This is a genomic window from Streptomyces sp. NBC_00016, assembly GCF_045040885.1.
Taxonomy (GTDB): Bacteria; Actinomycetota; Actinomycetes; order Streptomycetales; family Streptomycetaceae; genus Streptomyces; species Streptomyces coriariae.
In genome coordinates this window covers 3,406,034-3,430,683 of record NZ_CP108304.1, presented here as the reverse complement: position 1 = coordinate 3,430,683, position 24,650 = coordinate 3,406,034, and the positions used below count along the sequence as shown (strand labels likewise).

Here is a 24,650-nt window from a genome sequence, read left to right as displayed (position 1 = left end):
GGGCCACCCCCCGCACGGGGGGTGGCCCTCGGTCGTGTCGTACCCGCGGGATACGATCTCGCCCTTCACACAATTCTCAGATTCGAATCTCGGATTCGAACTGCATCGCAATCACTGATCCCGAGGGGGGACTTGAGTGGGTACACCCACGTCAGGGGGCGGTCGTCACAGACGCCGGATACGGATCGCGCTGCCCGTCGCCGCGGCCGGGCTGGCCGCCGCCGTCGCCGGAGCGCTGTTCCTGTCCTCGGCCGAGGCCGCCGAGACGCCGCCGACGCCGGCGCGCGAGCGGACCGTACCGGCCAAGGAGCTCCAGAAGCTCATCGACGTCGCCGTCAACGGTGACGACACTCCGGGGGAGACCTCCAAGGCGTCCCAGAGCGCGAGCGACAGCGGTGTCGTCAAGGTCGACCCGAAGATCATCGGCGGTACGACCACGACCATCACCAACGCGCCGTGGATGGCCCAGCTCTGGTACGGCGACGACCGGGGTACCACCACGACCAGCGACGACATCGGCTTCTTCTGCGGTGGCTCGGTCATCTCGCCGACGAAGATCCTCACCGCCGCGCACTGCGTCAAGGGCTACGACTGGTACACCCACGGCTACGTCGTCACCGGGACCACGCAGCTGCTGTCCTCCGGCGACGACGGCCTGCACGGCGGCACCGGCACGTTCGTCGCGCGCCAGTGGAACCACCCGTCGTACAGCGCCACCACCCTCGACAACGACATCGCCGTGGTGACGCTGGAGACCCCGGTCAAGGCCACGCCGATCCGGATGACGACCAACACGGACAGCGCCTCGTACGCCACCGGCACCAAGGCGACGCTGTACGGGTGGGGCCGCACCAGCTCCGCCACGCAGGACATCTCCGAGACGCTGAAGACGGCCGAGCTGCCGATCCAGTCCAACACCACCTGCTCGGGCTACTACGGCGCCGAGTACCTCAAGGGTCACATGGTGTGCGCGGGCACGCCCGCCACCGGCAGCGACACGGGCACCACCACCGCCTGCAACGGCGACTCCGGCGGCCCGCTGATCGTCAAGAACGCGGCCGGCGAGAACCGCATCGTGGGCGTCGTCTCCTGGGGCGTGAAGGACTGCGTCGAGAGCGGCGCGTACAGCGTCTTCAGCAAGATCTCCACGTACGCCGCCAGCGCCTACCCGCGCGTCGACGACACCAACCTCGACGGTGACCACCTCGCCGACCTGTGGGTGCGCAACGCGTCCACCAAGGTCGCGCGTGACCTGTACTCCAAGGGCACCTCGCTGGTCGGCGGCGACTCCTGGGGCTCCATGAGCGCCTACAACCTCGTCGTCCAGACCGACCTGGACCGTGACGGCTACCAGGACCTGATCCTGCGCCGCGCCTCGGACGGCGACGTCTTCTGGAAGCACTGGGTGCCCTCCAGCGGGACCTGGGCGACCAAGCTGATCGGTGACAACTGGAAGACCCGCACCCAGATCGTCGCCCCCGGCGACGTCACGGGCGACTACCTTCCGGACCTGCTCGCCGTGGACTCGGCCGGCGCGCTCTGGGTCTACCCGGGCAAGGGCAACGGCACCTTCGCCGCGCCCGTCAAGAACGGCACGGGCTGGAACGCCTACAACGTCGTGCGCGGTCACGGCGACTTCAGCTTCGACGGCAAGACGGACCTGATCGCCCGCGACAAGGCCACCGGCGCGGTCTACCTCTACAAGGGCAACGGCACCGCCACGAGCGCCTTCGCGGCCCGTATCAAGGTCGCCACCTGGAGCAACACCACGTACAACGTCATCGCCGCCGTCGGCGACGTCAACGGTGACGGTCTCGCCGACCTGCTGGCTCGCACCCCGGCAGGCACCCTGTACCTGTACAAGGGCACCGGAAAGGCCACCAGTGCGATCTTTGCCACAAGGGTCTCACTCGGGACGTCTTTCAAGCAGTACGACCTGTTCGGCTGAGTCCGGCCGAACCCGCAGGTGAGCGGGGGTAGACCGCGCTCACCCGGGTCACGCGGCGTGCCCGGTCCGTGACGGACCGGGCATGTCGCGTTGTGCAACCCTGTCCCGAGTTTCCCCGTCTGACCTGGCGGAGTGACGATGGTGAGGTTGCACGAGAACAGAGGAGCACATGTCCGCCGAGAGCACGCCGGAGCCCGGAACCCCGGGTGAGACCGGCACGACGAGCGGGGCGGCCGGCCGCAACGGTCCGCGCCACCGCAGGCAGCGTGGCCGGCGCAAGGGGGTGCTGATCGCCGCGTGGACCGCCGCGGGCATCCTCGTGCTGGGCGGTACCGGTGTCGGCTACCTCTACTTCAAGCTCAACGGCAACATCAAGAGCGTCGACATCGACCAGGCGCTGGGCACCGACCGGCCCACCAAGGTCGACAACGGCTCCGAGAACATCCTCGTGCTCGGCTCGGACACCCGCTCCGGCTCCAACAAGAAGCTCGGCGGCGGCACGGACGACGGCAGCGCCCGCTCCGACACCGCGATGATCATCCACGTGTACGAGGGCCACAAGAAGGCCAGCGTGGTCTCCATACCGCGCGACACGCTCATAGACCGCCCCTCCTGCACCGACACCGGCGGGGTCACGCACGACGCCGCGTCCGACGTGATGTTCAACTCGGCGTACTCGACGGGCGGCGCCGCCTGCGCGGTGAAGACGGTCGAGTCGATCAGCGGCGTCCGTATGGACCACTACCTGGAAGTCGACTTCTCCGGCTTCGAGAAGCTCATCGACGAACTCGGCGGCGTCGAGGTCACCACGACCAAGGCCATCGACGACCCGGACAGCCACCTGAACCTCAAGGCCGGCACGCACACGCTCACCGGCGAGCAGGCCCTCGGCCTGGTCCGCACCCGGCACGGCGTCGGCGACGGCTCCGACCTCGGCCGCATCCAGCTCCAGCAGGCCTTCATCAAGGCCCTGGTCAACCAGGTCAAGCACGTCGGACTGTTCACCAGCGGCACCAAGCTGTACGACCTCGCCAACACCGCGACCAAGGCCGTCACGGCCGACTCCCGGCTCGGCTCGCTGAACTCCCTGATGTCCTTCGCGAACGGACTCAAGGGCATCAGCGCGGACAACATGAACATGGTCACGATGCCGGTCCGGTACGACCCGTCCAACCTCAACCGGGTCATCGTCGCCGAGGCGAAGGCCGAGCAGGTGTGGACGGCCCTGAAGAACGACCGGCCCATCCCGAAGGCCGCCACCGAGGGCACCGCCACGGGCGAGGCGGCGGGGGTCGTGACGTCGTCCTGACGGCCTTCGCGCACCCCGGGGAATAGATCCCCCCGCCCCCCGGTTTTGGGGGATGCGGCCAGTCCTGGCAGACTGGTACGTCGGCCCCGGTTCACGTTGGTCGTGTCCCGCGACAACGACCCGGCGCCCTCCCGAAACTAGGAGACACCTTGAAGCGCGAGATCCACCCCGAGTACGTCGAGACGCAGGTCAGCTGCACCTGTGGCGCCTCGTTCACCACCCGTAGCACGATCGAGAGCGGTTCCATCCGCGCCGACGTCTGCTCCGAGTGCCACCCGTTCTACACGGGCAAGCAGAAGATCCTCGACACCGGTGGCCGTGTGGCCCGCTTCGAGGCCCGCTTCGGCAAGGCTTCCGCCGGCTCCACGAAGTAGCGAGCCCCTCTTCGCCGGTCCACGGCAGTGTCCCCGCCCAGGGGCACGGCCGGGACCGGCGTTTTTGGTCGCTTGCCCTTCCCCCACGCACGTCATTCAGGAGCGCATCATGTTCGAGGCCGTCGAGGAGCTGCTCGGAGAGCACGCCGACCTGGAGAAGAAGCTCGCCGACCCGTCGGTCCACTCCGACCAGGCCAACGCGCGCAAGCTGAACAAGCGCTACGCCGAGCTGACGCCCATCGTCGGCACGTACCGCTCCTGGAAGCAGACCGGCGACGATGTCGAGACCGCGCGCGAGTTCGCCTCCGCCGACCCGGACTTCGCCGCCGAGGTCAAGGAGCTGGAGAAGCAGCGCGAGGAGCTCACGGAGAAGCTGCGGCTGCTGCTCGTGCCCCGGGACCCGTCCGACGACAAGGACGTCATCCTCGAGATCAAGGCGGGCGCGGGCGGCGACGAGTCGGCCCTGTTCGCCGGCGACCTGCTGCGCATGTACCTCCGGTACGCCGAGCGCGTCGGCTGGAAGACCGAGATCATCGACGCGACCGAGTCCGAGCTGGGCGGCTACAAGGACGTCCAGGTCGCGGTGAAGACCAAGGGCGGGCAGGGCGCCACCGAGCCCGGGCAGGGCGTCTGGGCGCGGATGAAGTACGAAGGCGGCGTGCACCGGGTGCAGCGGGTCCCCGCGACCGAGTCCCAGGGGCGGATCCACACCTCCGCCGCCGGTGTGCTCGTGACACCCGAGGCCGAGGAGGTCGACGTCGAGATCAACGCGAACGACCTCCGCATCGACGTCTACCGGTCCTCCGGGCCCGGCGGGCAGTCCGTCAACACCACCGACTCGGCCGTGCGCATCACGCACATTCCCACCGGAGTCGTCGCCTCCTGCCAGAACGAGAAGAGCCAGTTGCAGAACAAGGAGCAGGCGATGCGTATCCTGCGCTCCAGGCTGCTCGCAGCGGCGCAGGAGGAAGCGGAGCGGGAGGCCGCCGACGCCCGCCGCAGCCAGGTCCGCACCGTCGACCGCTCCGAGAAGATCCGCACGTACAACTTCCCGGAGAACCGCATCTCGGACCACCGCGTCGGATTCAAGTCGTACAACCTGGACCAGGTCCTGGACGGCGACCTCGACGCGGTGATCCAGGCCTGCGTCGACGCGGACTCGGCCGCCAAGCTCGCAGCCGCGTAAGCGTTGTAGGACGTACGCACGACGAGTACGACACGGAGGACTTGCGTGAACCTGCTGCTCGCAGAGGTGGCCCAGGCCACCCAGCGGCTGGCCGACGCCGGCGTGCCCTCGCCGCGCAACGACGCGGAGGAGCTCGCCGCGTTCGTGCACGGCGTGAAGCGCGGTGAACTCCACTCCGTGAAGAACTCCGACTTCGACGCCCGCTACTGGGAGACCATCGCCCGGCGGGAGCAGCGCGAGCCGCTCCAGCACATCACCGGGCGGGCCTTCTTCCGGTACCTGGAGCTCCAGGTCGGCCCCGGAGTCTTCGTACCGCGCCCCGAGACCGAGTCCGTGGTCGGCTGGGCCATAGACGCGGTACGCGCCATGGACGTCGTCGAGCCCCGCATCGTCGACCTGTGCACCGGCAGCGGCGCCATCGCGCTCGCCCTCGCCCAGGAGGTGCCGCGCTCGCGTGTGCACGCCGTGGAGCTGTCCGAGGACGCCCTGCGCTGGACGCGCAAGAACATGGAGGGGTCCAGGGTCGACCTGCGTCAGGGAGACGCCCTGGACGCCTTCCGTGACCTCGACGGCCAGGTCGACCTGGTCATCTCCAACCCCCCGTACATCCCGCTCACCGAATGGGAGTACGTGGCGCCCGAGGCGCGCGACTACGACCCCGAACTCGCCCTGTTCTCGGGGGAGGACGGCCTCGACCTGATCCGCGGTATCGAGCGCACCGCGCACCGGCTGCTGCGTCCCGGCGGTGTCGTCGTCATCGAGCACGCCGACACCCAGGGCGGCCAGGTGCCGTGGATCTTCACCGAGGAGCGGGGCTGGGCCGACGCGGCCGACCACCCCGACCTCAACAAGCGCCCGCGCTTCGCGACCGCCCGCCGGGCGACGCCGTGAGAACCCCCCACACTTTCGACCCGCAGCAGTACGTGTACGAGGAGGCCCGCTAGATGGCACGGCGATACGACACCAACGACGCGACCGACCGCGTGACCGGTCTGCGCGAGGCCGCGTCGGCCGTCCGCCGTGGCGAGCTCGTGGTCCTCCCGACCGACACGGTGTACGGCATCGGCGCCGACGCGTTCTCCTCGGAGGCCGTCGCCGACCTGCTGGCGGCCAAGGGCCGGGGCCGCAACATGCCCACCCCTGTCCTCATCGGCTCCCCGAACACGCTGCACGGGCTCGTCACGGACTTCTCCGAGATGGCCTGGGAACTGGTCGACGCGTTCTGGCCGGGCGCGCTGACGCTCGTCGCCAAGCACCAGCCGTCCCTCCAGTGGGACCTGGGCGACACCCGCGGCACGGTCGCCGTCCGTATGCCGCTGCACCCGGTCGCCATCGAGCTGCTGACGGAGGTCGGTCCGATGGCGGTGTCGTCGGCGAACCTCACCGGGCACCCGGCGCCGGAGAACTGCGACTACGCCCAGGAGATGCTCGGCGACTCCGTCTCCGTCTACCTCGACGGCGGCCCGACCCCCGGCAACGTCCCCTCCTCGATCGTCGACGTCAGCCGAGAGGTGCCGCTGCTGCTGCGTGAGGGCGCGATCTCCGCGGACGAGCTGCGCAAGGTCGTACCCGACCTCGAGGTGGCGAATTGACAGCCCCTGACGCGGGGCGTGGCATAGGCAACGGGGAACGTGCCGCGGAACAGACGACGACGTTCGGGTTTCCGCGCGACAGCTTCCGCATCCTCCACGTCAGCACCGGCAACGTCTGCCGCTCGCCGATCACCGAGCGGCTGACCCGGCATTTCGTGTCGCAGCGGCTCGGGGTGCTGGGCCGCGGGCTGATCGTGGAGAGCGCGGGCACCTGGGGTCATGAGGGCGCGTCCATGGAGGCCAACGCGGAGACCGTGCTGGCCGACTTCGGCGCGGACGCCACCGGGTTCACCGGCCGCGAGCTCCTCGACGAGCACGTCATCATGGCCGACCTGGTCCTGACGGCGACCCGCGACCACCGCGCACAGGTCATCTCCATGGGCCACTCGGCGGGCCTGCGCACCTTCACCCTGAAGGAGTTCACCCGCCTGGTGAACGCCATCGACCCGGCCACCCTGCCGCCGCTGGACGAAGGCGTGGTGATGCGCGCCCGGGCCCTGGTCCGCGCGGCGGCGGCGCTACGCGGGTGGCTTCTCGCCCCGACCCTGGAGGCGGACGAGGTCTACGACCCGTACGGGGCACCCCTGCCGTTCTTCCGCTCGATCGGCGACGAGATACACCAGGCCCTGGATCCGGTGGTCACAGCCCTCACCGGTGTGCCCGCACGCGCCTGAAGGCGGCCGGCGTCGACGATCGGGCTCCGGTCGGCACCGCTCTCACCGGGGTTCGCGCGAGGGCGTAGCGGCCGCGCGCGCCCCCGACCCCGGGCCTACATTGGACGTACGTCACCGTCGACGCCCGGAGCGCACCATGTCGGTCACCCATGTCCCCGAGGCCGATGTCCTGCGCCGGCAGGATCCCGAGCTGGCCGAGATCCTGCTCGGGGAAGCGGAGCGGCAGGCGTCGACGCTCCAGTTGATCGCCGCCGAGAACTTCACCTCGCCCGCCGTGCTGGCCGCGCTCGGCTCGCCGCTCGCCAACAAGTACGCGGAGGGCTACCCGGGGGCCCGGCACCACGGCGGCTGCGAGATCGTCGACCTCGCCGAGCGGATCGCCGTGGACCGGGCCAGGACGCTGTTCGGTGCCGAACACGCCAACGTGCAGGCCCACTCGGGTTCCTCCGCGATGCTGGCGGCCTACGCCGCCGTGCTCCGGCCCGGCGACACCGTCCTGGCGCTGGGCCTGCCCGACGGCGGCCATCTCACGCACGGGTCGCCGGCCAACTTCTCCGGCCGCTGGTTCGACTTCATCCCCTACGGGGTGGACGCGGAGACCGGGCTCGTCGATCACGAGCAGGTCCGCACGCTGGCCCGGGGACACCGGCCCAAGGCGATCGTGTGCGGGTCCACCTCCTACCCCCGCCACATCGACTACCCCTTCTTCCGCGAGGTCGCCGACGAGACGGGCGCGTATCTGATCGCCGACGCGGCCCATCCCATCGGGCTCGTCGCCGGGGGAGCGGCGCCCAGTCCGGTGCCGTACGCGGACATCGTCTGCGCGACCACGCACAAGGTGCTGCGCGGGCCGCGCGGCGGGATGCTCCTGTGCGGAGGTGAGCTCGCCGAGCGGGTGGACCGGGCGGTCTTCCCGTTCACCCAGGGCGGCGCGCAGATGCACACCATCGCCGCGAAGGCGGTCGCGTTCGGCGAGGCGGCAACCCCGGCGTTCGGCGTGTACGCCCATCAGGTGGTCGCCAATGCGAGGGTTCTCGCGGCGGCCCTGGAGGGGGAGGGACTGACCGTCACCACCGGCGGGACCGACACCCACCTCATCACCGTCGACCCGGCACCGCTCGGTGTCGACGGGCGCACCGCGCGCGGGCTGCTCGCGGCCGCAGGGATGGTGCTGGACTGCTGCGCCCTCCCGCATGTCTCGGGCACCGATGTCATCGCCTCGCACGCCCGTGGCCTGCGCCTGGGCACCGCGGCGCTGACCACGCAGGGCATGGGGGAGGAGGAGATGGCACGGGTCGCGGCACTGCTGGCGGGGGTGCTGCGGGACGAGGTCGAGAGCAGGAAGGCCCGTGAGGAGGTGCGCGAGCTGGCGCTGGCGTTCCCGCCGTATCCGGGCTGAAACGGGGTAGGCGCCTCGCGTACACGCCCTCCTGCGCACCCCCGTGCGTCCCCGCGCACAGCCTCACGTGAAACCATCGTCACTACCCGGTTGTCCTTACACATATGCGCCGTGCGGTAGTCGATCGCTAGGGTGTGGGACTGAGATGGCCAGCGAGACCTGTGGGGAAGCCCGTGCGTGAATACCTGCTGACGCTCTGCATCACGGCCGCGGTGACGTATCTGCTGACAGGGCCGGTACGGAAGTTCGCGATCGTGGCCGGGGCGATGCCGGAGATCAGGGCCCGTGACGTGCACCGGGAACCCACTCCGCGACTCGGCGGGATCGCCATGTTCTTCGGCCTGTGCGCCGGTCTGCTGGTCGCCGACCATCTCACCAACCTCAACGAGGTCTTCGAGAAGTCGAACGAGCCGCGCGCCCTGCTCTCGGGGGCCGCGCTGATCTGGCTGATCGGCGTCCTGGACGACAAGTTCGAGATCGACGCCCTGATCAAGCTGGGCGGGCAGATGATCGCCGCCGGCGTCATGGTCATGCAGGGTCTGACGATCCTGTGGCTGCCGGTGCCGCTGGTCGGCACGGTCGCGCTCACCCAGTGGCAGGGCACCCTGCTGACGGTCGCGCTGGTGGTCATCACGATCAACGCGGTCAACTTCGTGGACGGCCTCGACGGCCTGGCGGCGGGCATGGTGTGCATCGCCTCGGCGGCGTTCTTCATGTACGCCTACCGCATCTGGTACTCGTACGGCATCGAGGCCGCCGCCCCGGCGACGCTCTTCGCGGCGATCCTGATGGGCATGTGCCTGGGCTTCCTGCCGCACAACATGCATCCCGCGCGGATCTTCATGGGCGACTCCGGCTCGATGCTGATCGGGCTGGTGCTGGCGGCGGGCGCGATCTCCGTCACGGGGCAGGTCGACCCGGACATCATGCGGCTGTTCTCCGGCTCCGAGCGCAACGCGGTGCACCAGATGGTGCCGGTCTACATCCCGCTGCTGATGCCGCTGACGATCATCGCGATCCCGGCGGCCGACCTGATCCTGGCGATCGTGCGCCGTACCTGGCGCGGTCAGTCGCCGTTCGCCGCGGACCGGGGGCATCTGCACCACCGGCTGCTGGAGATCGGCCACTCGCACAGCCGCGCGGTGCTGATCATGTACTTCTGGTCCGCGCTGATCGCGTTCGGCGCGCTCACCTACTCCGTCAACGCGGCTTCCATGTGGATCGTCCTCGGCGTCGTGATCCTCAGCGCGATCGGTCTGGCGCTGCTCCTGCTGCCGCGCTTCCGGCCGCGCACCCCGCGCTGGGCCGAGTCCTTCGTGCCGCCGCGTTACCGGCGCCGGGGCGGCCTGTCGGCCGAGGCACAGGAGGCGCAGGCGCAGGACTCGGAGGCGGTGGCCGGGCAGTACGGGCCGACCGGTGCCGAGCAGCCCGCCGCCGTCGACGCGCAGAGCCCTGTGACGGTGGGGGTGGCAGGGGCGAACGGGGCCACCGCGATCGGTGGCCGGGGCAGCTCCAAGGTAAGAATCTGACTAGAGCATTGCCAAGTCGTGGGAGAACCGGTGCAGGGCAAAGCACCCCAATACCAGACAAGCCCTCCCGGTTTCTGCACAGACGCGCACTGTCACTCTCATGTGTGACAGCGGGCACACCTGCCAGGTAAAGACCTCATCAAATAGTTTGTGATACGGTTCACGAGAACCCCCCGGACAGAGCCGAAGGACCGCACTACGACGGTTCATTGGAGTGAGGTGGCGTGAGGTCTCTCGCCCCTCGGGCCGGGACTACGCTCGTCCATGACGACACCCTGCCCCCCTTGAATGCGGAGTTGCCGCCATGCAGTCCAACGACGTACGAACACTCCTGCACTGTGCCCTGCCCACCGCAACCGCGGGTGTGGCGGGAGTCGCGGTGAGTGCCGCCGTTGCCGGCGGCAAGGGAGCGCTCGGCGCCGTGTTCGGTGCGGCTCTCGTCCTGCTGTTCATGGGTGGCGGTCTGGTGGTGCTGCTGCGCACCGCGCGCCAGCTTCCCCATCTGTTCCAGTCGATGGGGCTGTTGCTCTACACCACCCAGATCCTGCTGCTGATGATCGTGCTGATCATGTTCAAGGGGACCTCGGTCTTCAACCCGAAATGCTTCGCCTTCACGCTGCTGGCGGCCACCCTGGTGTGGATCGCCGCCCAGGTGGTCTCGCACATGAAGGCCAAGGTCCTCTACGTCGAGCCGGATTCCGCTCGGGCGTCGTCGTGACCTGTAGGGCCGGTGTAAAGGGACTTCCGCTCTTTTGCTATGGTCTCGCCACAACTGCGGCAGAGCTGGCGCGGGCGGCAGTCGAGCCTGTGACGTCTCACGGTTCGGAGCCCAGTAGCCGCCCCCACATCCGCAAGTCCAGTCCAGTGCCGTCCCGCGGTCGCAGGCCGCGCCGACACATCGAGGTTGCCGTACCCATGCGCCACGCTGAAGGAGCTCGCGGTGAGTAACGCCAAGACGCTCGCCTTCGAGACCGACTGTCATATTTTCGACGGGTGCGGTTTCCCGACCCCCGGCCTGCACTCGTTCCTCTTCGAACCGCTCTTCACCGTCGGCGGCATCGAGTTCAACAAGCCGATGCTGCTGTCGCTGGTGAGCACCGTCATCGTCATCGGATTCTTCTGGGCGGCCTTCAACAAGCCGAAGCTGATCCCCGGCAAGCTCCAGATGGTCGGCGAGGCGGGTTACGACTTCGTCCGTCGTGGCGTCGTCTACGAGACGATCGGCAAGCGCGAGGGCGAGAAGTACGTCCCGCTGATGTTCTCGCTGTTCTTCTTCATCTGGATCATGAACCTGTGGTCGATCGTCCCGATCGCGCAGTTCCCGGCCACCGCGGTCATCGCGTTCCCGGTCGGTCTCGCGGCTCTCGTCTACATCGTGTGGATGAGCGTGACGTTCAAGCGCCACGGTTTCATCGGTGGTTGGAAGAACATCACGGGCTACGACCCGTCGCTCGGCCCGGTGTTCCCGATGGTCATGTTCTTCGAGTTCCTGTCGAACGTGTTCATCCGGCCGTTCACCCACGCCGTCCGGCTCTTCGCCAACATGTTCGCCGGGCACGTCCTGATCCTGATCTTCACGATCGGGACCTGGTACCTGCTCAACGGCATCGGCATCGCCTACTCGGCGGTCTCGTTCCTGATGGTCATCGTGATGACGGTCTTCGAGCTGTTCATCCAGGCCCTTCAGGCCTACGTCTTCATCCTCCTGTCCTGCAGCTACATCCAGGGCGCGCTCGCCAAGCACCACTGAGCACCTGATCAACATCCCCTGAACTTCCGGTGGCCAACCCCCACCGGCCTGTGTAAAGAGAAGGAAGTTACGGCATGTCCGCTCTCGACACCCTCGCCGCGGTCGAAATCAAGGGCAACCTCGCTGCCATCGGCTACGGTCTCGCGGCCATCGGCCCCGGCGTCGGCGTTGGCATCATCTTCGGTAACGGCACCCAGGCGCTGGCTCGCCAGCCCGAGGCCGCCGGCCTGATCCGTCAGAACCAGATCCTCGGCTTCGTCCTCTGTGAGGCGCTCGCCCTGATCGGTCTGGTCATGGGCTTCGTCTACCCGACGTCCTGATCCGGTCTACGCCGACGAGAGAATTCCACGGAAGGAACTGATGTGATCTCGCCCTTGCTGCAAATCGCGGCTGAGGAGGAGGCCCAGAATCCTCTGATCCCGGAGATCCCCGAGCTCGTCATCGGTCTGATCGCGTTCGCGATCGTGTTCTTCGTCCTGGGCAAGAAGCTCCTTCCGAACATCAACAAGGTTCTGGAAGAGCGTCGCGAAGCCATCGAGGGCGGGATCGAACAGGCCGAGATTGCTCGCACTGAGGCCCAGAGCGTTCTGGAGCAGTACAAGGCCCAGCTCGCCGAGGCCCGTCACGAGGCCGCTCGGCTGCGCCAGGAGGCGCAGGAGCAGGGCGCCGCACTCATCACCGAGATGCGTGCGGAAGGCCAGCGCCAGCGCGAGGAGATCGTCGCCGCCGGGCACAGCCAGATCGAGGCGGACCGCAAGGCCGCCGCGTCCGCGCTGCGTCAGGACGTCGGCAAGCTCGCCACCGATCTGGCCGGCAAGCTCGTCGGGGAGTCCCTCGACGACCACGCCCGCCAGAGCCGCGTCATCGACCGCTTCCTCGACGACCTCGAGGAGAAGGCCGAGGCGTCTCGATGACCGCACACGGAGCGAGCCGCGAGGCATTCGCAGCAGCCCGTGAGCGTCTCGACGCGCTGACGGACTCCACGTCCGTGGACGCGGCGCAGCTCGCCGACGAGCTGGCGGCAGTCACCGCGCTGCTCGACCGCGAGGTCTCGCTGCGTCGGGTCCTCACCGACCCGGCGCAGGCCGGCGAGGCCAAGGCCGAGCTGGTCCAGCGCCTGCTCGGCGCCCAGATCAGCGGTGCCACCGCCGACCTGGTGTCCGGCACGGTGCGTTCCCGCTGGTCGCAGTCCCGCGACCTGGTGGACGTGCTGGAGGAGCTGGCGAACATCGCCGACCTCACCGCCGCGCAGAAGGCCGGCAGGCTCGACAACGTCGAGGACGAGCTGTTCCGCTTCGGACGGATCGTCTCCTCGAACACCGAGCTGCGCGCCGCACTGACCAACCGGAAGGCCACCGCCTCGGCCAAGGGCGAGCTGCTGCGCAGCCTGCTCGGCGGCCGGGCCGACGCGGCCACCGAGCGACTGGTGACGCGCCTCGTGACCGCGCCCCGGGGACGTAGCCTGGAAGCGGGCCTCGAGTCCCTGTCCCGGCTCGCCGCGGAGCGCCGGGACCGCATGGTCGCCGTCGTCACCTCGGCGGTACCGCTGAGCGACCCGCAGAAGCAGCGCCTCGGCGCCGCCCTCGCCAAGCTCTACGGCCGCCCGATGCACCTCAACCTCGACGTGGACCCCGCGGTCCTCGGCGGGATCCGGGTGCAGGTCGGTGACGAAGTGATCAACGGCTCCCTCGCGGACCGCATCGAGGACGCCGCCCGCCGCATGGCGAACTAGCAGCAACTCAAGACCGCAGTACGAACTGATGGCGGCCCTGGTTGGGCCGTGCAGAGGATTCACCTCTTTCAGGGGGGAGTCCCCATCCCCCCAAAGTGAAACTTCGGGCCCAACAAGGAGAGCAGGGAACCCAGATGGCGGAGCTCACGATCCGGCCGGAGGAGATCCGGGATGCGCTGGAGAACTTTGTCCAGTCGTACAAGCCGGACGCGGCCTCGCGCGAGGAGGTCGGTACGGTCACCCTTGCCGGCGACGGCATCGCGAAGGTCGAGGGCCTTCCCTCGGCCATGGCCAACGAACTGCTGAAGTTCGAGGACGGCACCCTCGGCCTCGCGCTCAACCTCGAAGAGCGCGAGATCGGTACCGTCATCCTCGGCGAGTTCAGCGGCGTCGAGGAGGGCCAGCCGGTCACCCGCACGGGAGAGGTCCTGTCCGTCGCCGTCGGCGAGGGCTACCTCGGCCGTGTCGTCGACCCGCTCGGCAACCCGATCGACGGCCTCGGCGAGATCGAGACGTCCGGCCGCCGTGCCCTGGAGCTCCAGGCTCCGGGTGTCATGGCCCGTAAGTCGGTCCACGAGCCGATGGAGACCGGCTACAAGGCCGTCGACGCGATGACCCCGGTCGGCCGTGGTCAGCGTCAGCTGATCATCGGTGACCGCCAGACCGGCAAGACCGCCCTGGCTGTCGACACGATCATCAACCAGCGCGACAACTGGCGCTCCGGTGACGTGAACAAGCAGGTCCGCTGCGTCTACGTCGCCATCGGCCAGAAGGGCTCGACCATCGCCTCCGTGCGTGGCGCCCTCGAAGAGGCCGGCGCGCTGGAGTACACGACCATCGTCGCCGCCCCGGCGTCCGACCCGGCCGGCTTCAAGTACCTGGCGCCGTACACCGGTTCGGCCATCGGTCAGCAGTGGATGTACGAGGGCAAGCACGTCCTCATCATCTTCGACGACCTCTCGAAGCAGGCCGACGCCTACCGCGCCGTGTCCCTGCTGCTGCGCCGCCCGCCGGGCCGTGAGGCCTACCCGGGCGACGTCTTCTACCTGCACTCCCGTCTGCTGGAGCGCTGCGCAAAGCTCTCCGACGACCTGGGCGCCGGCTCGATGACCGGTCTGCCGATCGTCGAGACGAAGGCCAACGACGTCTCGGCGTTCATCCCGACCAACGTCATCTCCATCACCGACGGCCAGTGCTTCCTGGAGTCGGACCTGTTCAACGCCGGTCAGCGCCCCGCGCTGAACGTCGGTATCTCCGTCTCCCGAGTCGGTGGTTCCGCGCAGCACAAGGCGATGAAGCAGGTTTCCGGCCGGCTGCGCCTCGACCTCGCCCAGTACCGTGAGCTGGAGGCGTTCGCCGCCTTCGGTTCCGACCTGGACGCCGCGTCGAAGTCCCAGCTGGAGCGCGGTCAGCGACTGGTCGAGCTGCTCAAGCAGGCTCAGTACCAGCCCATGCCGACCGAGGACCAGGTCGTCTCCGTGTGGGCCGGTACCACCGGCAAGATGGACGACGTTCCGGTCGCCGACGTCCGCCGCTTCGAGAAGGAGCTCCTGGAGTACCTGCACCGCAAGGAGCAGGGCCTCATGACCTCCATCAAGGAGGGCGGCAAGATGTCGGACGACACCCTCATCGCCATTGCCGACGCGATCGCCGAGTTCAAGAAGCAGTTCGAGACCTCGGACGGCAAGCTTCTCGGCGAGGACGCCCCGGCCGCGGCCAAGTGACGTAAGGAAGGGACCTGACTCATGGGAGCCCAGCTCCGGGTCTACAAGCGTCGCATCCGATCCGTCACCGCGACCAAGAAGATCACCAAGGCGATGGAGATGATCGCCGCCTCGCGTGTCGTCAAGGCACAGCGCAAGGTGGCGGCCTCCACGCCGTACGCGACCGAGCTCACCCGCGCGGTCACGGCGGTCGGTACCGGCTCGAACACGAAGCACCCGCTGACCACGCAGGCCGAGACGGTCGTGCGGTCCGCGGTGCTGCTCCTGACGAGCGACCGTGGTCTCGCCGGTGCCTTCAACTCCAACGCCATCAAGGCCGCGGAGCAGCTGACGGCACGCCTCGAGGCCGAGGGCAAGCAGGTCGACACGTACATCGTCGGCCGGCGTGGTCTCGCGCACTACAACTTCCGTGAGCGCAAGGTCGCGGAATCGTGGTCGGGCTTCACGGACGAGCCGTCGTACGCGGACGCCAAGAAGGTCGCGGGTCCGCTGATCGAGGCGATCGAGAAGGACACGGCCGAGGGTGGCGTGGACGAACTCCACATCGTCTTCACCGAGTTCGTCTCGATGATGACGCAGACGGCGCTCGATGACCGTCTGCTGCCGCTCAGCCTCGACGAGGTTGCCAAGGAGTCGGCGCCGAAGGGCGAGATCCTTCCGCTGTACGACTTCGAGCCCTCGGCGGAGGACGTCCTCGACGCCCTTCTGCCGCGGTATGTGGAGAGCCGCGTCTACAACGCTCTCCTCCAGTCGGCAGCCTCGAAGCACGCCGCCACGCGGCGCGCGATGAAGTCGGCCACCGACAACGCAGGAGAGCTCATCGAGACGCTCTCCCGCCTTGCCAACGCGGCCCGCCAGGCCGAAATCACCCAGGAAATCAGCGAGATCGTCGGTGGCTCCGCAGCCCTGGCCGACGCGACCGCGGGGAGTGACAGGTAATGACGACGACAGTTGAGACGGCCGTTGCCACGGGCCGCGTCGCCCGGGTCATCGGCCCGGTCGTCGACGTGGAATTCCCCGTCGACGCCATGCCGGAGATCTACAACGCCCTTCACGTCGAGGTCGCCGACCCGGCGAACGACGGCGAGAAGAAGACGCTGACCCTGGAGGTCGCCCAGCACCTGGGTGACGGCCTGGTCCGCACGATCTCCATGCAGCCCACCGACGGTCTGGTCCGCCAGGCCGCCGTCACCGACACCGGAACGGGCATCACCGTCCCGGTCGGCGACTTCACCAAGGGCAAGGTGTTCAACACCCTCGGTGAGGTGCTGAACGTCGACGAGACCTACGACGGTGAGCGCTGGACCATCCACCGCAAGGCGCCGAACTTCGACGAGCTCGAGTCGAAGACCGAGATGTTCGAGACCGGCGTCAAGGTCATCGACCTGCTGACCCCGTACGTCAAGGGCGGCAAGATCGGTCTGTTCGGTGGTGCCGGCGTCGGCAAGACGGTGCTCATCCAGGAGATGATCTACCGCGTAGCCAACAACCACGACGGTGTCTCCGTGTTCGCCGGTGTCGGTGAGCGCACTCGTGAGGGCAACGACCTCATCGAGGAGATGGCGGAGTCGGGCGTCATCGACAAGACCGCCCTGGTCTTCGGCCAGATGGACGAGCCCCCGGGCACCCGTCTGCGCGTGGCCCTGGCCGGTCTGACCATGGCGGAGTACTTCCGCGATGTGCAGAAGCAGGACGTGCTGTTCTTCATCGACAACATCTTCCGCTTCACCCAGGCCGGTTCCGAGGTCTCGACCCTGCTCGGCCGGATGCCCTCCGCGGTGGGCTACCAGCCGAACCTGGCCGACGAGATGGGTCTCCTCCAGGAGCGCATCACCTCGACCCGTGGTCACTCGATCACCTCGATGCAGGCGATCTACGTCCCCGCGGACGACCTGACCGACCCGGCCCCGGCCACCACGTTCGCCCACCTCGACGCGACGACGGTTCTCTCCCGTCCGATCTCCGAGAAGGGCATCTACCCGGCCGTGGACCCGCTGGACTCCACGTCCCGCATCCTGGACCCCCGCTACATCGCGGCGGACCACTACAACACCGCGATGCGCGTCAAGACGGTCCTGCAGAAGTACAAGGACCTCCAGGACATCATCGCGATCCTCGGTATCGACGAGCTGGGCGAGGAGGACAAGCTCACCGTCCACCGTGCCCGTCGCGTGGAGCGCTTCCTGTCCCAGAACACCCACGTCGCCAAGCAGTTCACCGGCGTCGACGGGTCGGACGTCCCGCTGGACGAGTCGATCACCGCGTTCAACGCGATCATCGACGGCGAGTACGACCACTTCCCGGAGCAGGCGTTCTTCCTGTGCGGTGGCATTGAGGACCTCAAGGCCAACGCCAAGGAGCTCGGCGTCTCCTGAGCCTCGTGCTCTTGAAGAGGGGCGGGTGCGTCCCGCCCCTCTTCGTACGCCCCTTAGACTTGTAACCAACACCCGGCAGATCCGCCGGGTGGTGACCCGAGGAGCCACCTTGGCTGCTGAGCTGCACGTCGCGCTGGTCGCGGCCGACCGAGAGGTCTGGTCCGGCGAGGCCACCCTGGTCGTCGCGCGCACCACGTCGGGCGACATCGGCGTCATGCCCGGTCACCAGCCGCTGCTCGGTGTGCTGGAGTCGGGCCCGGTGACCATCCGTACGAGTGATGGTGGAACGGTCGTCGCCGCGGTGCACGGCGGTTTCATCTCGTTCGCGGACAACAAGCTGTCGCTGCTGGCCGAGATCGCCGAGCTTTCGGACGAGATCGACGTCCAGCGCGTGGAGCGGGAACTCGAGCGCGCGAAGGCGGAGGGCGATGCCGCCGCCGAGCGTCGCGCGGACGTACGACTGCGTGCGGCGGCCTCGCGCTGAGCCAGCGTGTAACCGCTTGACGTCACTCAGCCGCGGTCGGCACCGGAGCAATCCGGAGCCGACCGCGGCTGAGGCAGATATGGATGTTTTTTCCGTTCCGTTACCTATTTTCGGTACCTAGGAGACGAGGAGGTCGGTGTCGATGGTCCTCGCTCTGACTGTGTGCGGAATCGTCGTGGCCCTGGTGGCGCTGGGGTTGTTCGTCTTCGGCCTGCGCCGCAGACTCATCCAGCGGTCCGGCGGCACCTTCGACTGTTCCCTGCGCTGGGACGTCTCCGAGAAACCGGACACGAGCGGAAAGGGCTGGAGCTACGGGGTCGCCCGCTACAACGGCGACCGCATCGAGTGGTACCGCGTCTTCTCGTACGCCTACCGCCCGCGCCGGGTTCTGGAGCGCGGTTCGATCGAGGTGGCCGGCCGCCGTCTTCCCGAGGGCGAGGAGGAGCTGGCGCTGCTGTCCGACGCGGTGATCCTCACCTGTGTGCACCGGGGCACGCGTCTCGAGCTCGCGATGAGCGAAGACGCGCTGACCGGTTTCCTCGCGTGGCTCGAAGCAGCCCCGCCCGGTCAGCGCGTCAACGTCGCTTAGTTACACGAACACTTCTACGACGGTTACGACAGTCCGCTGTTGATGGCGCTCACCAGCTCGCCGTTGCTGGTGTCTCCGCTGAACTCCCAGAAGAACGCGCCGCCCAGACCCTGGTTCTTGGCCCAGGTCATCTTGCCGGCGATGGTGGCCGGGGTGTCGTAGGACCACCAGTTGCTGCCGCACTTCGCGTACGCCGTGCCGGCGATGGTGCCGGTGGCCGGGCAGGACGTCTTGAGGACCTTGTAGTCCTCGATGCCCTGCTCGTACGTGCCGGCCGCCGGGCCCGTGGCCGTGCCGCCCGGGGCGTCCTGGGTGACACCGGTCCAGCCGCGGCCGTAGAAGCCGATGCCGATGAGCAGCTTGCTCGCGGGTACGCCCTTCGCCTTGAACTTGGCCATCGCGTCGGCCGTGGTGAATCCGGCCTGCGGGATGCCGCTGTACGAGGTGAGCGGGGAGTGCGGGGCCGTCGGGCCCTGGGCCGCCCAGGCGCCGAAGAAGTCGTACGTCATCACGTTGTACCAGTCGACGTACGCCGCCGCGCCCGCGTAGTCGGCCGCGTCGATCTTGCCGCCGGAGGAGCCGTCGGCGGTGGTGGCCGCGGTGACCAGGTTGCCCGTGCCGAACTTGGCGCGCAGGGCCTGCATCAGGTTCTTGTAGGCCGCCGCCCCGCTGGTGTCACAGGACAGGCCGCAGGCGTTCGGGTACTCCCAGTCGATGTCGATGCCGTCGAAGACGTCGGCCCAGCGCGGGTCCTCGACCAGGTTGTAGCAGGACTGCGCGAACGCCGCCGGGTTGGCCGCGGCCTGGGCGAAGCCGCCGGACCAGGTCCAGCCGCCGAAGGACCACAGCACCTTGATGTTCGGGTACTTGGCCTTCAGCTGGCGCAGCTGGTTGAAGTTGCCGCGCAGCGGCTGGTCCCAGGTGTCGGCGACGCCGCTGACCGACTGGTCCGCGGTGAAGGCCTTGTCGTAGTCGGCGTAGGAGTCGCCGATCGCGCACTGGCCGTTGGTCACGTTGCCGAAGGCGTAGTTGATGTGCGTGATCTTCGCGGCCGAACCGGACGTCACCAGGTTCTTGACGTTGTAGTTGCGGCCGTAGATGCCCCACTCGGTGAAGTAGCCGAGCTTGACCTTGGAACCGGTGGTCGGGGGAGTGGTGCCGCCGCCGGTGGTGTGGACCGCGACCGCGCCGCTGACCGGGCCGGTCTGGTCGGCGGTGTCACGGGCCTGGACGGTGTAGGAGTAGTCGGTGCCGGCCGTCAGACCGGTGTCCGTGTAGGAGGTCGTCGTGACCGTGGCGACCTTGGCGCCGTCGCGCAGGACGTCGTAGTTCTTGACGCCCTTGTCGTCGGTGGCGGCGGACCAGGTCAGTTTCACCGAGGTGTCGGTGAGGGCGGAGGCGGTCGGGGTGCCCGGGGCGGACGGGGAGGCGTCGCCCGGGACCGTCGTGCCGTCGCAACTGTCGCCGTTGAGCTTGCAGTTGGACGGGGAGCCGGCGCCCGCGCCGTTGAAGCCGAAGGAGACGGAGGCGCCTGCGGCGAGGGTGCCGTTCCAGGACTTGTTCTTGGCGGTCCAGTGGGTGCCGGAGGACGTGACGTCGGCGTCCCAGGCGGAGGTGACGGAGGTGCCGGAGGGGAAGTCCCACTCGACCGTCCATGAACTGATGGCGGTGGTGCCGGTGTTCTTCACCGTCCACCTGCCCTCGAAGCCGGTGCCCCAGTCCGATGCCTTGGTGTAGGTGGCGGTGGCGGTCGTGGCGGCCTGAGCGGGGCTCGCGAGGCCGACCAGGCCGGCCAGCGGGAGCAGCAGCGTCGCGAACCCTGCCGCGGCTCTGTGTCTGAAGCGCATCCTGCGCCTCCTCGGGGGGAGTCGGGGGGCGTGACTGAGCCTTCACGCCCACGGTGCCGCGAGAATAGAAAGGTCTGGACCACAGGTCAATAGGTCTGGACCACTGCGGCCCGCTAAACCTCCGGAGCCCCTTCGGATCCCGCCCGGATCCCCAACTCCTGCGCCAATACCGCCGCTTGCACCCGACTGCGCAGCTCCAGCTTCCCCAGCAGACGGCTGACGTGCGTCTTCACCGTCGCCTCCGCCATGTCGAGGCGCCCGGCGATGCCCGCGTTGGACATCCCCTCGCCCAGACAGGCCAGCACCTCGCGCTCGCGCCGGGTGAGGGCGTCCAGGACGGCGGGATCCGCCTTCGGCGCCCGCACCGGCTTCGCGGCGAACTCGGCGATCAGCCGGCGGGTCACCGCGGGAGCGATCAGCCCCTCCCCGGCGGCCACCGTACGGACCGCCGCCAGGAGGTCCCTGGCCTCCGTGTTCTTCAGCAGGAACCCCGCAGCACCCGCCCGCAGCGCCCCGAACACATACTCGTCGAGGTCGAAGGTGGTCAGCACCAGCACGTCGGCGAGCCCCTCCTCGACGACCTTCCGGGTCGCCGACACCCCGTCGAGACGCGGCATCTGAACATCCATCAGGACCACGTCGGGCCGCAACTCCCGGGCCAGCGCCACCGCCTGCTCCCCGTCCGCCGCCTCGCCCACCACCTCGATGTCGGACGCGCTGCCCAGGATCAGGACGAGCCCGGCGCGTACGGCGGACTGGTCCTCGGCGACGAGGACCCGGATGGCGGAGCTCATACGGGCTCTCCTTCGGTGAGGGGAAACGTGGCACGCACCGTCCAGCACGAGTCCTCGGGCCCGGCGTCGAACGTGCCGTCCAGCAGCGCCGCCCGCTCCCGCATGCCGACGAGCCCGGCGCCGGAGCCGGGCGCGCGGGGCCCGTCCCGACGGCCGTACGGACTCCGCACCCGCACGTCGAGCACCCCGTCGCGCCGGACGAGGGCGACGGTGACCCGGCCGGGGCCGGCGTGCTTCAGCGCGTTGGTCAGCGACTCCTGGACGATCCGGTAGGCGGCGAGTTCGACGGGGGTCGGCACCGCACCGGGCTCGGAGTCGAGGGCGACGTCGAGACCATTGGCGCGGGCACTGTCGACGAGAGCCTCCAGGCCGTCCAGGGTGGGGGCCGCGGCGGGCTCGCGGTCCCCGCTGCCGTCGCGCAGGATCCCGATCAGCCGCCGCATCTCCGCCAGCCCCTCGACGCTGTTCTCGCGGATGACGGACAGCGCCTGCCTGGACGTGTCGGGGTCGTCGATCGAGAGAGCCGCCGTCGAGTGGATAGCGATCGCGGACAGGTGGTTGGCGACCATGTCGTGCAACTCCCGCGCCATCCGCGCCCGTTCGGTCGTGACCGCCTGGGTGCGGTCCATCTCGGCGAGCAGCGCGGTCTGTTCGGCCCGCAGCCGGGCCGCCTCGGCCGCGTCGCGGTGGTTGCGCACGATCCAGCCGGTGGCGGCGGGCGCGTAGGCCACGATGCCGACCACCACCCCGATCAGCAGAGCTTCCGGCACCCGCCACACCGCGAAGGGCACCAGCGTCCCGGCCACCGTCAGCAGTCCGGTGATCCACTGGATCCGGCGGGCCGACGCGAGCGGACCGTACAGGACGGCCGCGTACATCAGGTCGGTGTACATCAGCACCGTGAACAGGTTGCCCTGGGTCAGGGTGTCCAGGACGATCGCGGCCGTGCCGGTCAGCAGGGCCGTGCGCGGCGCGACCCGGCGCAGCACCTCGCAGCCGGCCATCACGCAGAGCGGCACCAGGATCGGCCAGGGGCCGTCGAGAAGCGTGATCGGATCGTCGGACGGCCGGGTGCCCAGACCGATGGCGACCAACAGCAGCCCGCCGAGCAGCCCGCCGACCGCGATGTACACGTCGAAGCGGTGCGGGCGGTGCGGGCGGTGCGGGCGGTGCGGGCGGTGCGGGCGGCGCAGGCGGTGCAGGTCTCGGACGGCCATGTCCTCCATCCAACACGCCTCGCCTCCCGTCCGCCTGCTTCCCGGGAACGGTCCCGAACTGCATCTTTCGATGTACCGCGAGTTCGTCACCGCCGACGACGAGACGCGCTCTCCCGGCCGGGAGCCTGGAAGGGTGAGCGAGAGGAGCGAACCGTGATCGTCGGACTGATCATCGCCTGTGAGGTGGCCTTCTGGGTGCTGCTGGCCGCCGGACTGGCCTTCCGGTACGTGTTCCGGATGCCGCGTCTGGGGCTGGCCCTGCTGCTGTGCGAGCCGCTGCTGGAGGTCGTGCTGTTCGTGGTGACCGCGATCGACCTCAGACACGGCGCCGAGCCGGACTGGCGGCACGGCCTCGCCGCGGTCTACATCGGCTTCACCGTGGGCCTCGGCCACTCCACCGTCAGGTGGGCGGATGCCCGGGTCGCCCACCGGTTCGCCGGCGGCCCGCCGCCCGTGCGGCCGCCGAAGTACGGCAGGGCCCGCGCCCTCCACGAATGGAAGGTCGCGGGCCGCTGGACCCTCGCCGCACTGGTCGCCGTGGCGCTGCTCCAGGCGGCCGTCTGGTACGTCGGCGGGGACGGCGAGACCGACTCGTTGCGGGCGTGGCAGTCGCGGATGCTGTGGGTGATCGGCATCAACCTCGTCATCGCGGGGAGCTACACCCTGTTCCCGAAGTCCGGACCGAAGTCGGAACCGAAGTCCGGGCCGGACGGCGGACCGAACGGCGGATCGGACGGCGGGTCGGAGCGGGAACCGGCCAAGATGCGCTAGCGCTCCCCGCCCGGCACCCAGAGCACGTCGCCGACCGCCTTGTTCGCGGTGCGGGCCAGAATGAACAGCAGATCCGAGAGCCGGTTGAGGTAGGTCGCGGTGAGCGGGTTCATCCGCTCACCGTGCACCTCCAGCGCCGCCCAGGTGGAGCGTTCGGCCCGCCGGACGACCGTGCAGGCCTGGTGGAGCAGGGCCGCGCCCGGGGTGCCGCCGGGCAGGATGAACGACCGCAGCTTCTCCAGCCGCTCGTTGAACCGGTCGCAGTCCGCCTCCAGACGGTCGACGTAGAACTGCTCGACCCGCAGGGGCGGGAACTCCGGATTCTCCACCACCGGCGTCGACAGGTCCGCGCCCACGTCGAACAGGTCGTTCTGGACCCGGGTGAGCACCCCGCCGAGCTCCTCGTCCAGTCCGCCCAGCGCGAGCGCCGTGCCGAGCGCCGCGTTCGCCTCGTTGACGTCGGCGTACGCGGCGATCCGCAGGTCGGTCTTGGCGACCCGGCTCATGTCGCCGAGAGCGGTGGTGCCCTGGTCGCCGGTCCTCGTGTAGATGCGCGTCAGATTGACCATGCGGCCAATCTAGACCGTCCCGGAGGATCCGTTCCGTTCCCTTCGTCACTGCTGTCGGCGCCTGGTCAGTCCCGGTCCAATCGGCGTGAATCGGACAGTAATTGACGACGTGACCGGCGTCTCACGCCCTGAGACGTGAGCCGCGTTACTAACCGGTCACACAGCGCCTCACGCCCGCTAATCTCCCGCCGAGAGGCATGCGGAGCGGCTGCGCCGGATGGTTGACGCCGGTGACATCGGACGCCTGAGCGGGCAGGGCTTCTACAAGCACCGAAACCGCACAGGCCCCATGGGCCTCACCCCTGCGAGTGAATTCGGTATCGGTTCGCTCACAGACGGCAACCTCCGACCGCTTCCCGCAGTCAGAGGATGCAACACCGGACACCACCACCGCGGAGCACGAGACGCACGCTTAGGGGAGCGCTATGCACATCAGGGGCGACCACGTAGAGCTGGTCGTCGGGGGTCGTCTCGACGTTCGCAGCGCGGCGGATGCCCGTACGGCTCTGCACACGGCCGTGGACGACGGAGTCGGCGACCTGGTGCTCGACCTGTCCGAGCTGGACTCCTGGGACGCCACCGGACTCGGCGTCATCATGGGCGTCCACCGACGGGCCGGCCGGTGCGGCCGACGCCTGGTGCTGCGCGGGGTGCCTCCGCAGATGCAACGCCTGCTGGTGGCCACCCGACTGCACCGGATCCTCGCGATCGAGGGCGGTATCGGCGTGGAGTCCCTGCCCCGGGTCTGAACCCCGAGGGGGCGTGGCCTGCGGCGGAAATCATGCGA

The 24,650-nt window shown here is 68.9% G+C and carries 25 protein-coding genes; 21 read left to right on the top strand and 4 right to left on the bottom strand.

Annotation, left to right across the window (positions count from 1 at the left end; all coding sequences use genetic code 11):
- Window positions 1-136: 136 nt before the first annotated feature.
- The 19 genes from OG933_RS14975 to OG933_RS14885 all read left to right on the top strand — a co-directional run bounded on the left by OG933_RS14975 (window position 137) and on the right by OG933_RS14885 (window position 18,665).
- Complete coding sequence (locus tag OG933_RS14975; protein ID WP_405627426.1) at window positions 137-1,948, top strand: trypsin-like serine protease; 1,812 nt, start codon at window positions 137-139, stop codon at window positions 1,946-1,948.
- A 169-nt stretch (window positions 1,949-2,117) separates the two neighbouring features.
- Entirely contained in the window at window positions 2,118-3,257 is a 1,140-nt protein-coding gene (locus tag OG933_RS14970) for an LCP family protein (protein WP_362526227.1), read from the top strand.
- A gap of 149 nt (window positions 3,258-3,406) precedes the next feature.
- Window positions 3,407-3,631, top strand: coding sequence for a 50S ribosomal protein L31 (gene rpmE, locus OG933_RS14965; RefSeq protein ID WP_054239908.1), 225 nt, complete (start codon window positions 3,407-3,409; stop codon window positions 3,629-3,631).
- A 109-nt stretch (window positions 3,632-3,740) separates the two neighbouring features.
- Complete coding sequence (gene prfA / locus OG933_RS14960; protein WP_020131189.1) at window positions 3,741-4,817, top strand: peptide chain release factor 1; 1,077 nt, start codon at window positions 3,741-3,743, stop codon at window positions 4,815-4,817.
- A 45-nt stretch (window positions 4,818-4,862) separates the two neighbouring features.
- Window positions 4,863-5,708, top strand: a complete 846-nt coding sequence (prmC, locus tag OG933_RS14955) for a peptide chain release factor N(5)-glutamine methyltransferase (protein ID WP_020131188.1) — start codon at window positions 4,863-4,865, stop codon at window positions 5,706-5,708.
- A gap of 53 nt (window positions 5,709-5,761) precedes the next feature.
- The gene (locus OG933_RS14950; protein WP_142266188.1) at window positions 5,762-6,409 is read left to right on the top strand and encodes an L-threonylcarbamoyladenylate synthase; all 648 of its coding nucleotides are present in this window, start codon (window positions 5,762-5,764) and stop codon (window positions 6,407-6,409) included.
- Window positions 6,406-7,083, top strand: coding sequence for a low molecular weight phosphatase family protein (locus OG933_RS14945; protein WP_020131186.1), 678 nt, complete (start codon window positions 6,406-6,408; stop codon window positions 7,081-7,083). Before OG933_RS14950 ends, OG933_RS14945 begins: the two co-directional genes overlap by 4 nt.
- A gap of 136 nt (window positions 7,084-7,219) precedes the next feature.
- The gene (glyA, locus tag OG933_RS14940; protein WP_362526231.1) at window positions 7,220-8,482 is read left to right on the top strand and encodes a serine hydroxymethyltransferase; all 1,263 of its coding nucleotides are present in this window, start codon (window positions 7,220-7,222) and stop codon (window positions 8,480-8,482) included.
- A 173-nt stretch (window positions 8,483-8,655) separates the two neighbouring features.
- Window positions 8,656-10,011 (top strand): MraY family glycosyltransferase, encoded by a 1,356-nt coding sequence (locus tag OG933_RS14935; protein ID WP_362526234.1) that lies wholly within the window; start codon window positions 8,656-8,658, stop codon window positions 10,009-10,011.
- Between the two features lie 304 nt (window positions 10,012-10,315).
- Entirely contained in the window at window positions 10,316-10,729 is a 414-nt protein-coding gene (locus OG933_RS14930; RefSeq protein ID WP_020131183.1) for a hypothetical protein, read from the top strand.
- A 222-nt stretch (window positions 10,730-10,951) separates the two neighbouring features.
- A complete protein-coding gene (atpB, locus tag OG933_RS14925) occupies window positions 10,952-11,761 on the top strand; it encodes a F0F1 ATP synthase subunit A (RefSeq protein ID WP_020131182.1) in 810 nt (269 codons plus the stop codon).
- 74 nt (window positions 11,762-11,835) lie between these two features.
- Window positions 11,836-12,081, top strand: a complete 246-nt coding sequence (locus OG933_RS14920; RefSeq protein ID WP_020131181.1) for an ATP synthase subunit C — start codon at window positions 11,836-11,838, stop codon at window positions 12,079-12,081.
- Window positions 12,082-12,126: 45 nt separating this feature from the next.
- Window positions 12,127-12,675 (top strand): F0F1 ATP synthase subunit B, encoded by a 549-nt coding sequence (locus OG933_RS14915; protein ID WP_107095541.1) that lies wholly within the window; start codon window positions 12,127-12,129, stop codon window positions 12,673-12,675.
- Entirely contained in the window at window positions 12,672-13,493 is an 822-nt protein-coding gene (locus OG933_RS14910) for a F0F1 ATP synthase subunit delta (protein ID WP_020131179.1), read from the top strand. Before OG933_RS14915 ends, OG933_RS14910 begins: the two co-directional genes overlap by 4 nt.
- A gap of 134 nt (window positions 13,494-13,627) precedes the next feature.
- On the top strand, window positions 13,628-15,217 hold the full coding sequence (gene atpA, locus OG933_RS14905) for a F0F1 ATP synthase subunit alpha (protein ID WP_267018398.1): 1,590 nt from the start codon (window positions 13,628-13,630) through the stop codon (window positions 15,215-15,217).
- A 21-nt stretch (window positions 15,218-15,238) separates the two neighbouring features.
- Entirely contained in the window at window positions 15,239-16,156 is a 918-nt protein-coding gene (locus OG933_RS14900) for a F0F1 ATP synthase subunit gamma (RefSeq protein ID WP_054239903.1), read from the top strand.
- The gene (gene atpD, locus OG933_RS14895; RefSeq protein ID WP_327185112.1) at window positions 16,156-17,592 is read left to right on the top strand and encodes a F0F1 ATP synthase subunit beta; all 1,437 of its coding nucleotides are present in this window, start codon (window positions 16,156-16,158) and stop codon (window positions 17,590-17,592) included. Before OG933_RS14900 ends, atpD begins: the two co-directional genes overlap by 1 nt.
- 109 nt (window positions 17,593-17,701) lie before the next feature.
- Window positions 17,702-18,076: a F0F1 ATP synthase subunit epsilon gene (locus tag OG933_RS14890; protein WP_057584029.1), complete on the top strand. Its 375-nt coding sequence runs from the start codon at window positions 17,702-17,704 to the stop codon at window positions 18,074-18,076.
- Between the two features lie 142 nt (window positions 18,077-18,218).
- Window positions 18,219-18,665 carry a DUF2550 domain-containing protein gene (locus OG933_RS14885; protein ID WP_020131174.1) on the top strand — a complete coding sequence of 149 codons (447 nt, stop codon included), beginning with the start codon at window positions 18,219-18,221 and terminating at the stop codon, window positions 18,663-18,665.
- A gap of 23 nt (window positions 18,666-18,688) precedes the next feature.
- On the opposite strand, the gene OG933_RS14880 is transcribed toward OG933_RS14885, so the two are convergent.
- The 3 genes from OG933_RS14880 to OG933_RS14870 all read right to left on the bottom strand — a co-directional run bounded on the left by OG933_RS14880 (window position 18,689) and on the right by OG933_RS14870 (window position 22,523).
- A complete protein-coding gene (locus OG933_RS14880; RefSeq protein WP_362526239.1) occupies window positions 18,689-20,512 on the bottom strand; it encodes a glycoside hydrolase family 18 chitinase in 1,824 nt (607 codons plus the stop codon).
- Between the two features lie 113 nt (window positions 20,513-20,625).
- Complete coding sequence (locus OG933_RS14875; protein WP_362526241.1) at window positions 20,626-21,306, bottom strand: response regulator transcription factor; 681 nt, start codon at window positions 21,304-21,306, stop codon at window positions 20,626-20,628.
- Window positions 21,303-22,523, bottom strand: a complete 1,221-nt coding sequence (locus OG933_RS14870) for a sensor histidine kinase (RefSeq protein WP_405627422.1) — start codon at window positions 22,521-22,523, stop codon at window positions 21,303-21,305. The genes OG933_RS14875 and OG933_RS14870 overlap by 4 nt, the downstream gene beginning before the upstream one ends.
- A gap of 153 nt (window positions 22,524-22,676) precedes the next feature.
- Between OG933_RS14870 and OG933_RS14865 the strand changes: the two genes are divergently transcribed.
- Complete coding sequence (locus OG933_RS14865; RefSeq protein ID WP_362526247.1) at window positions 22,677-23,294, top strand: hypothetical protein; 618 nt, start codon at window positions 22,677-22,679, stop codon at window positions 23,292-23,294.
- Here the strand turns inward: OG933_RS14865 and OG933_RS14860 are convergent.
- Window positions 23,291-23,863, bottom strand: a complete 573-nt coding sequence (locus tag OG933_RS14860; RefSeq protein WP_020131169.1) for a cob(I)yrinic acid a,c-diamide adenosyltransferase — start codon at window positions 23,861-23,863, stop codon at window positions 23,291-23,293. The two genes, OG933_RS14865 and OG933_RS14860, sit on opposite strands and share 4 nt — an antisense overlap.
- A 425-nt stretch (window positions 23,864-24,288) precedes the next feature.
- On the opposite strand from OG933_RS14860, the gene OG933_RS14855 reads away from it, so the two are divergent.
- The gene (locus OG933_RS14855; protein WP_020131168.1) at window positions 24,289-24,612 is read left to right on the top strand and encodes an STAS domain-containing protein; all 324 of its coding nucleotides are present in this window, start codon (window positions 24,289-24,291) and stop codon (window positions 24,610-24,612) included.
- Window positions 24,613-24,650 lie beyond the last annotated feature (38 nt).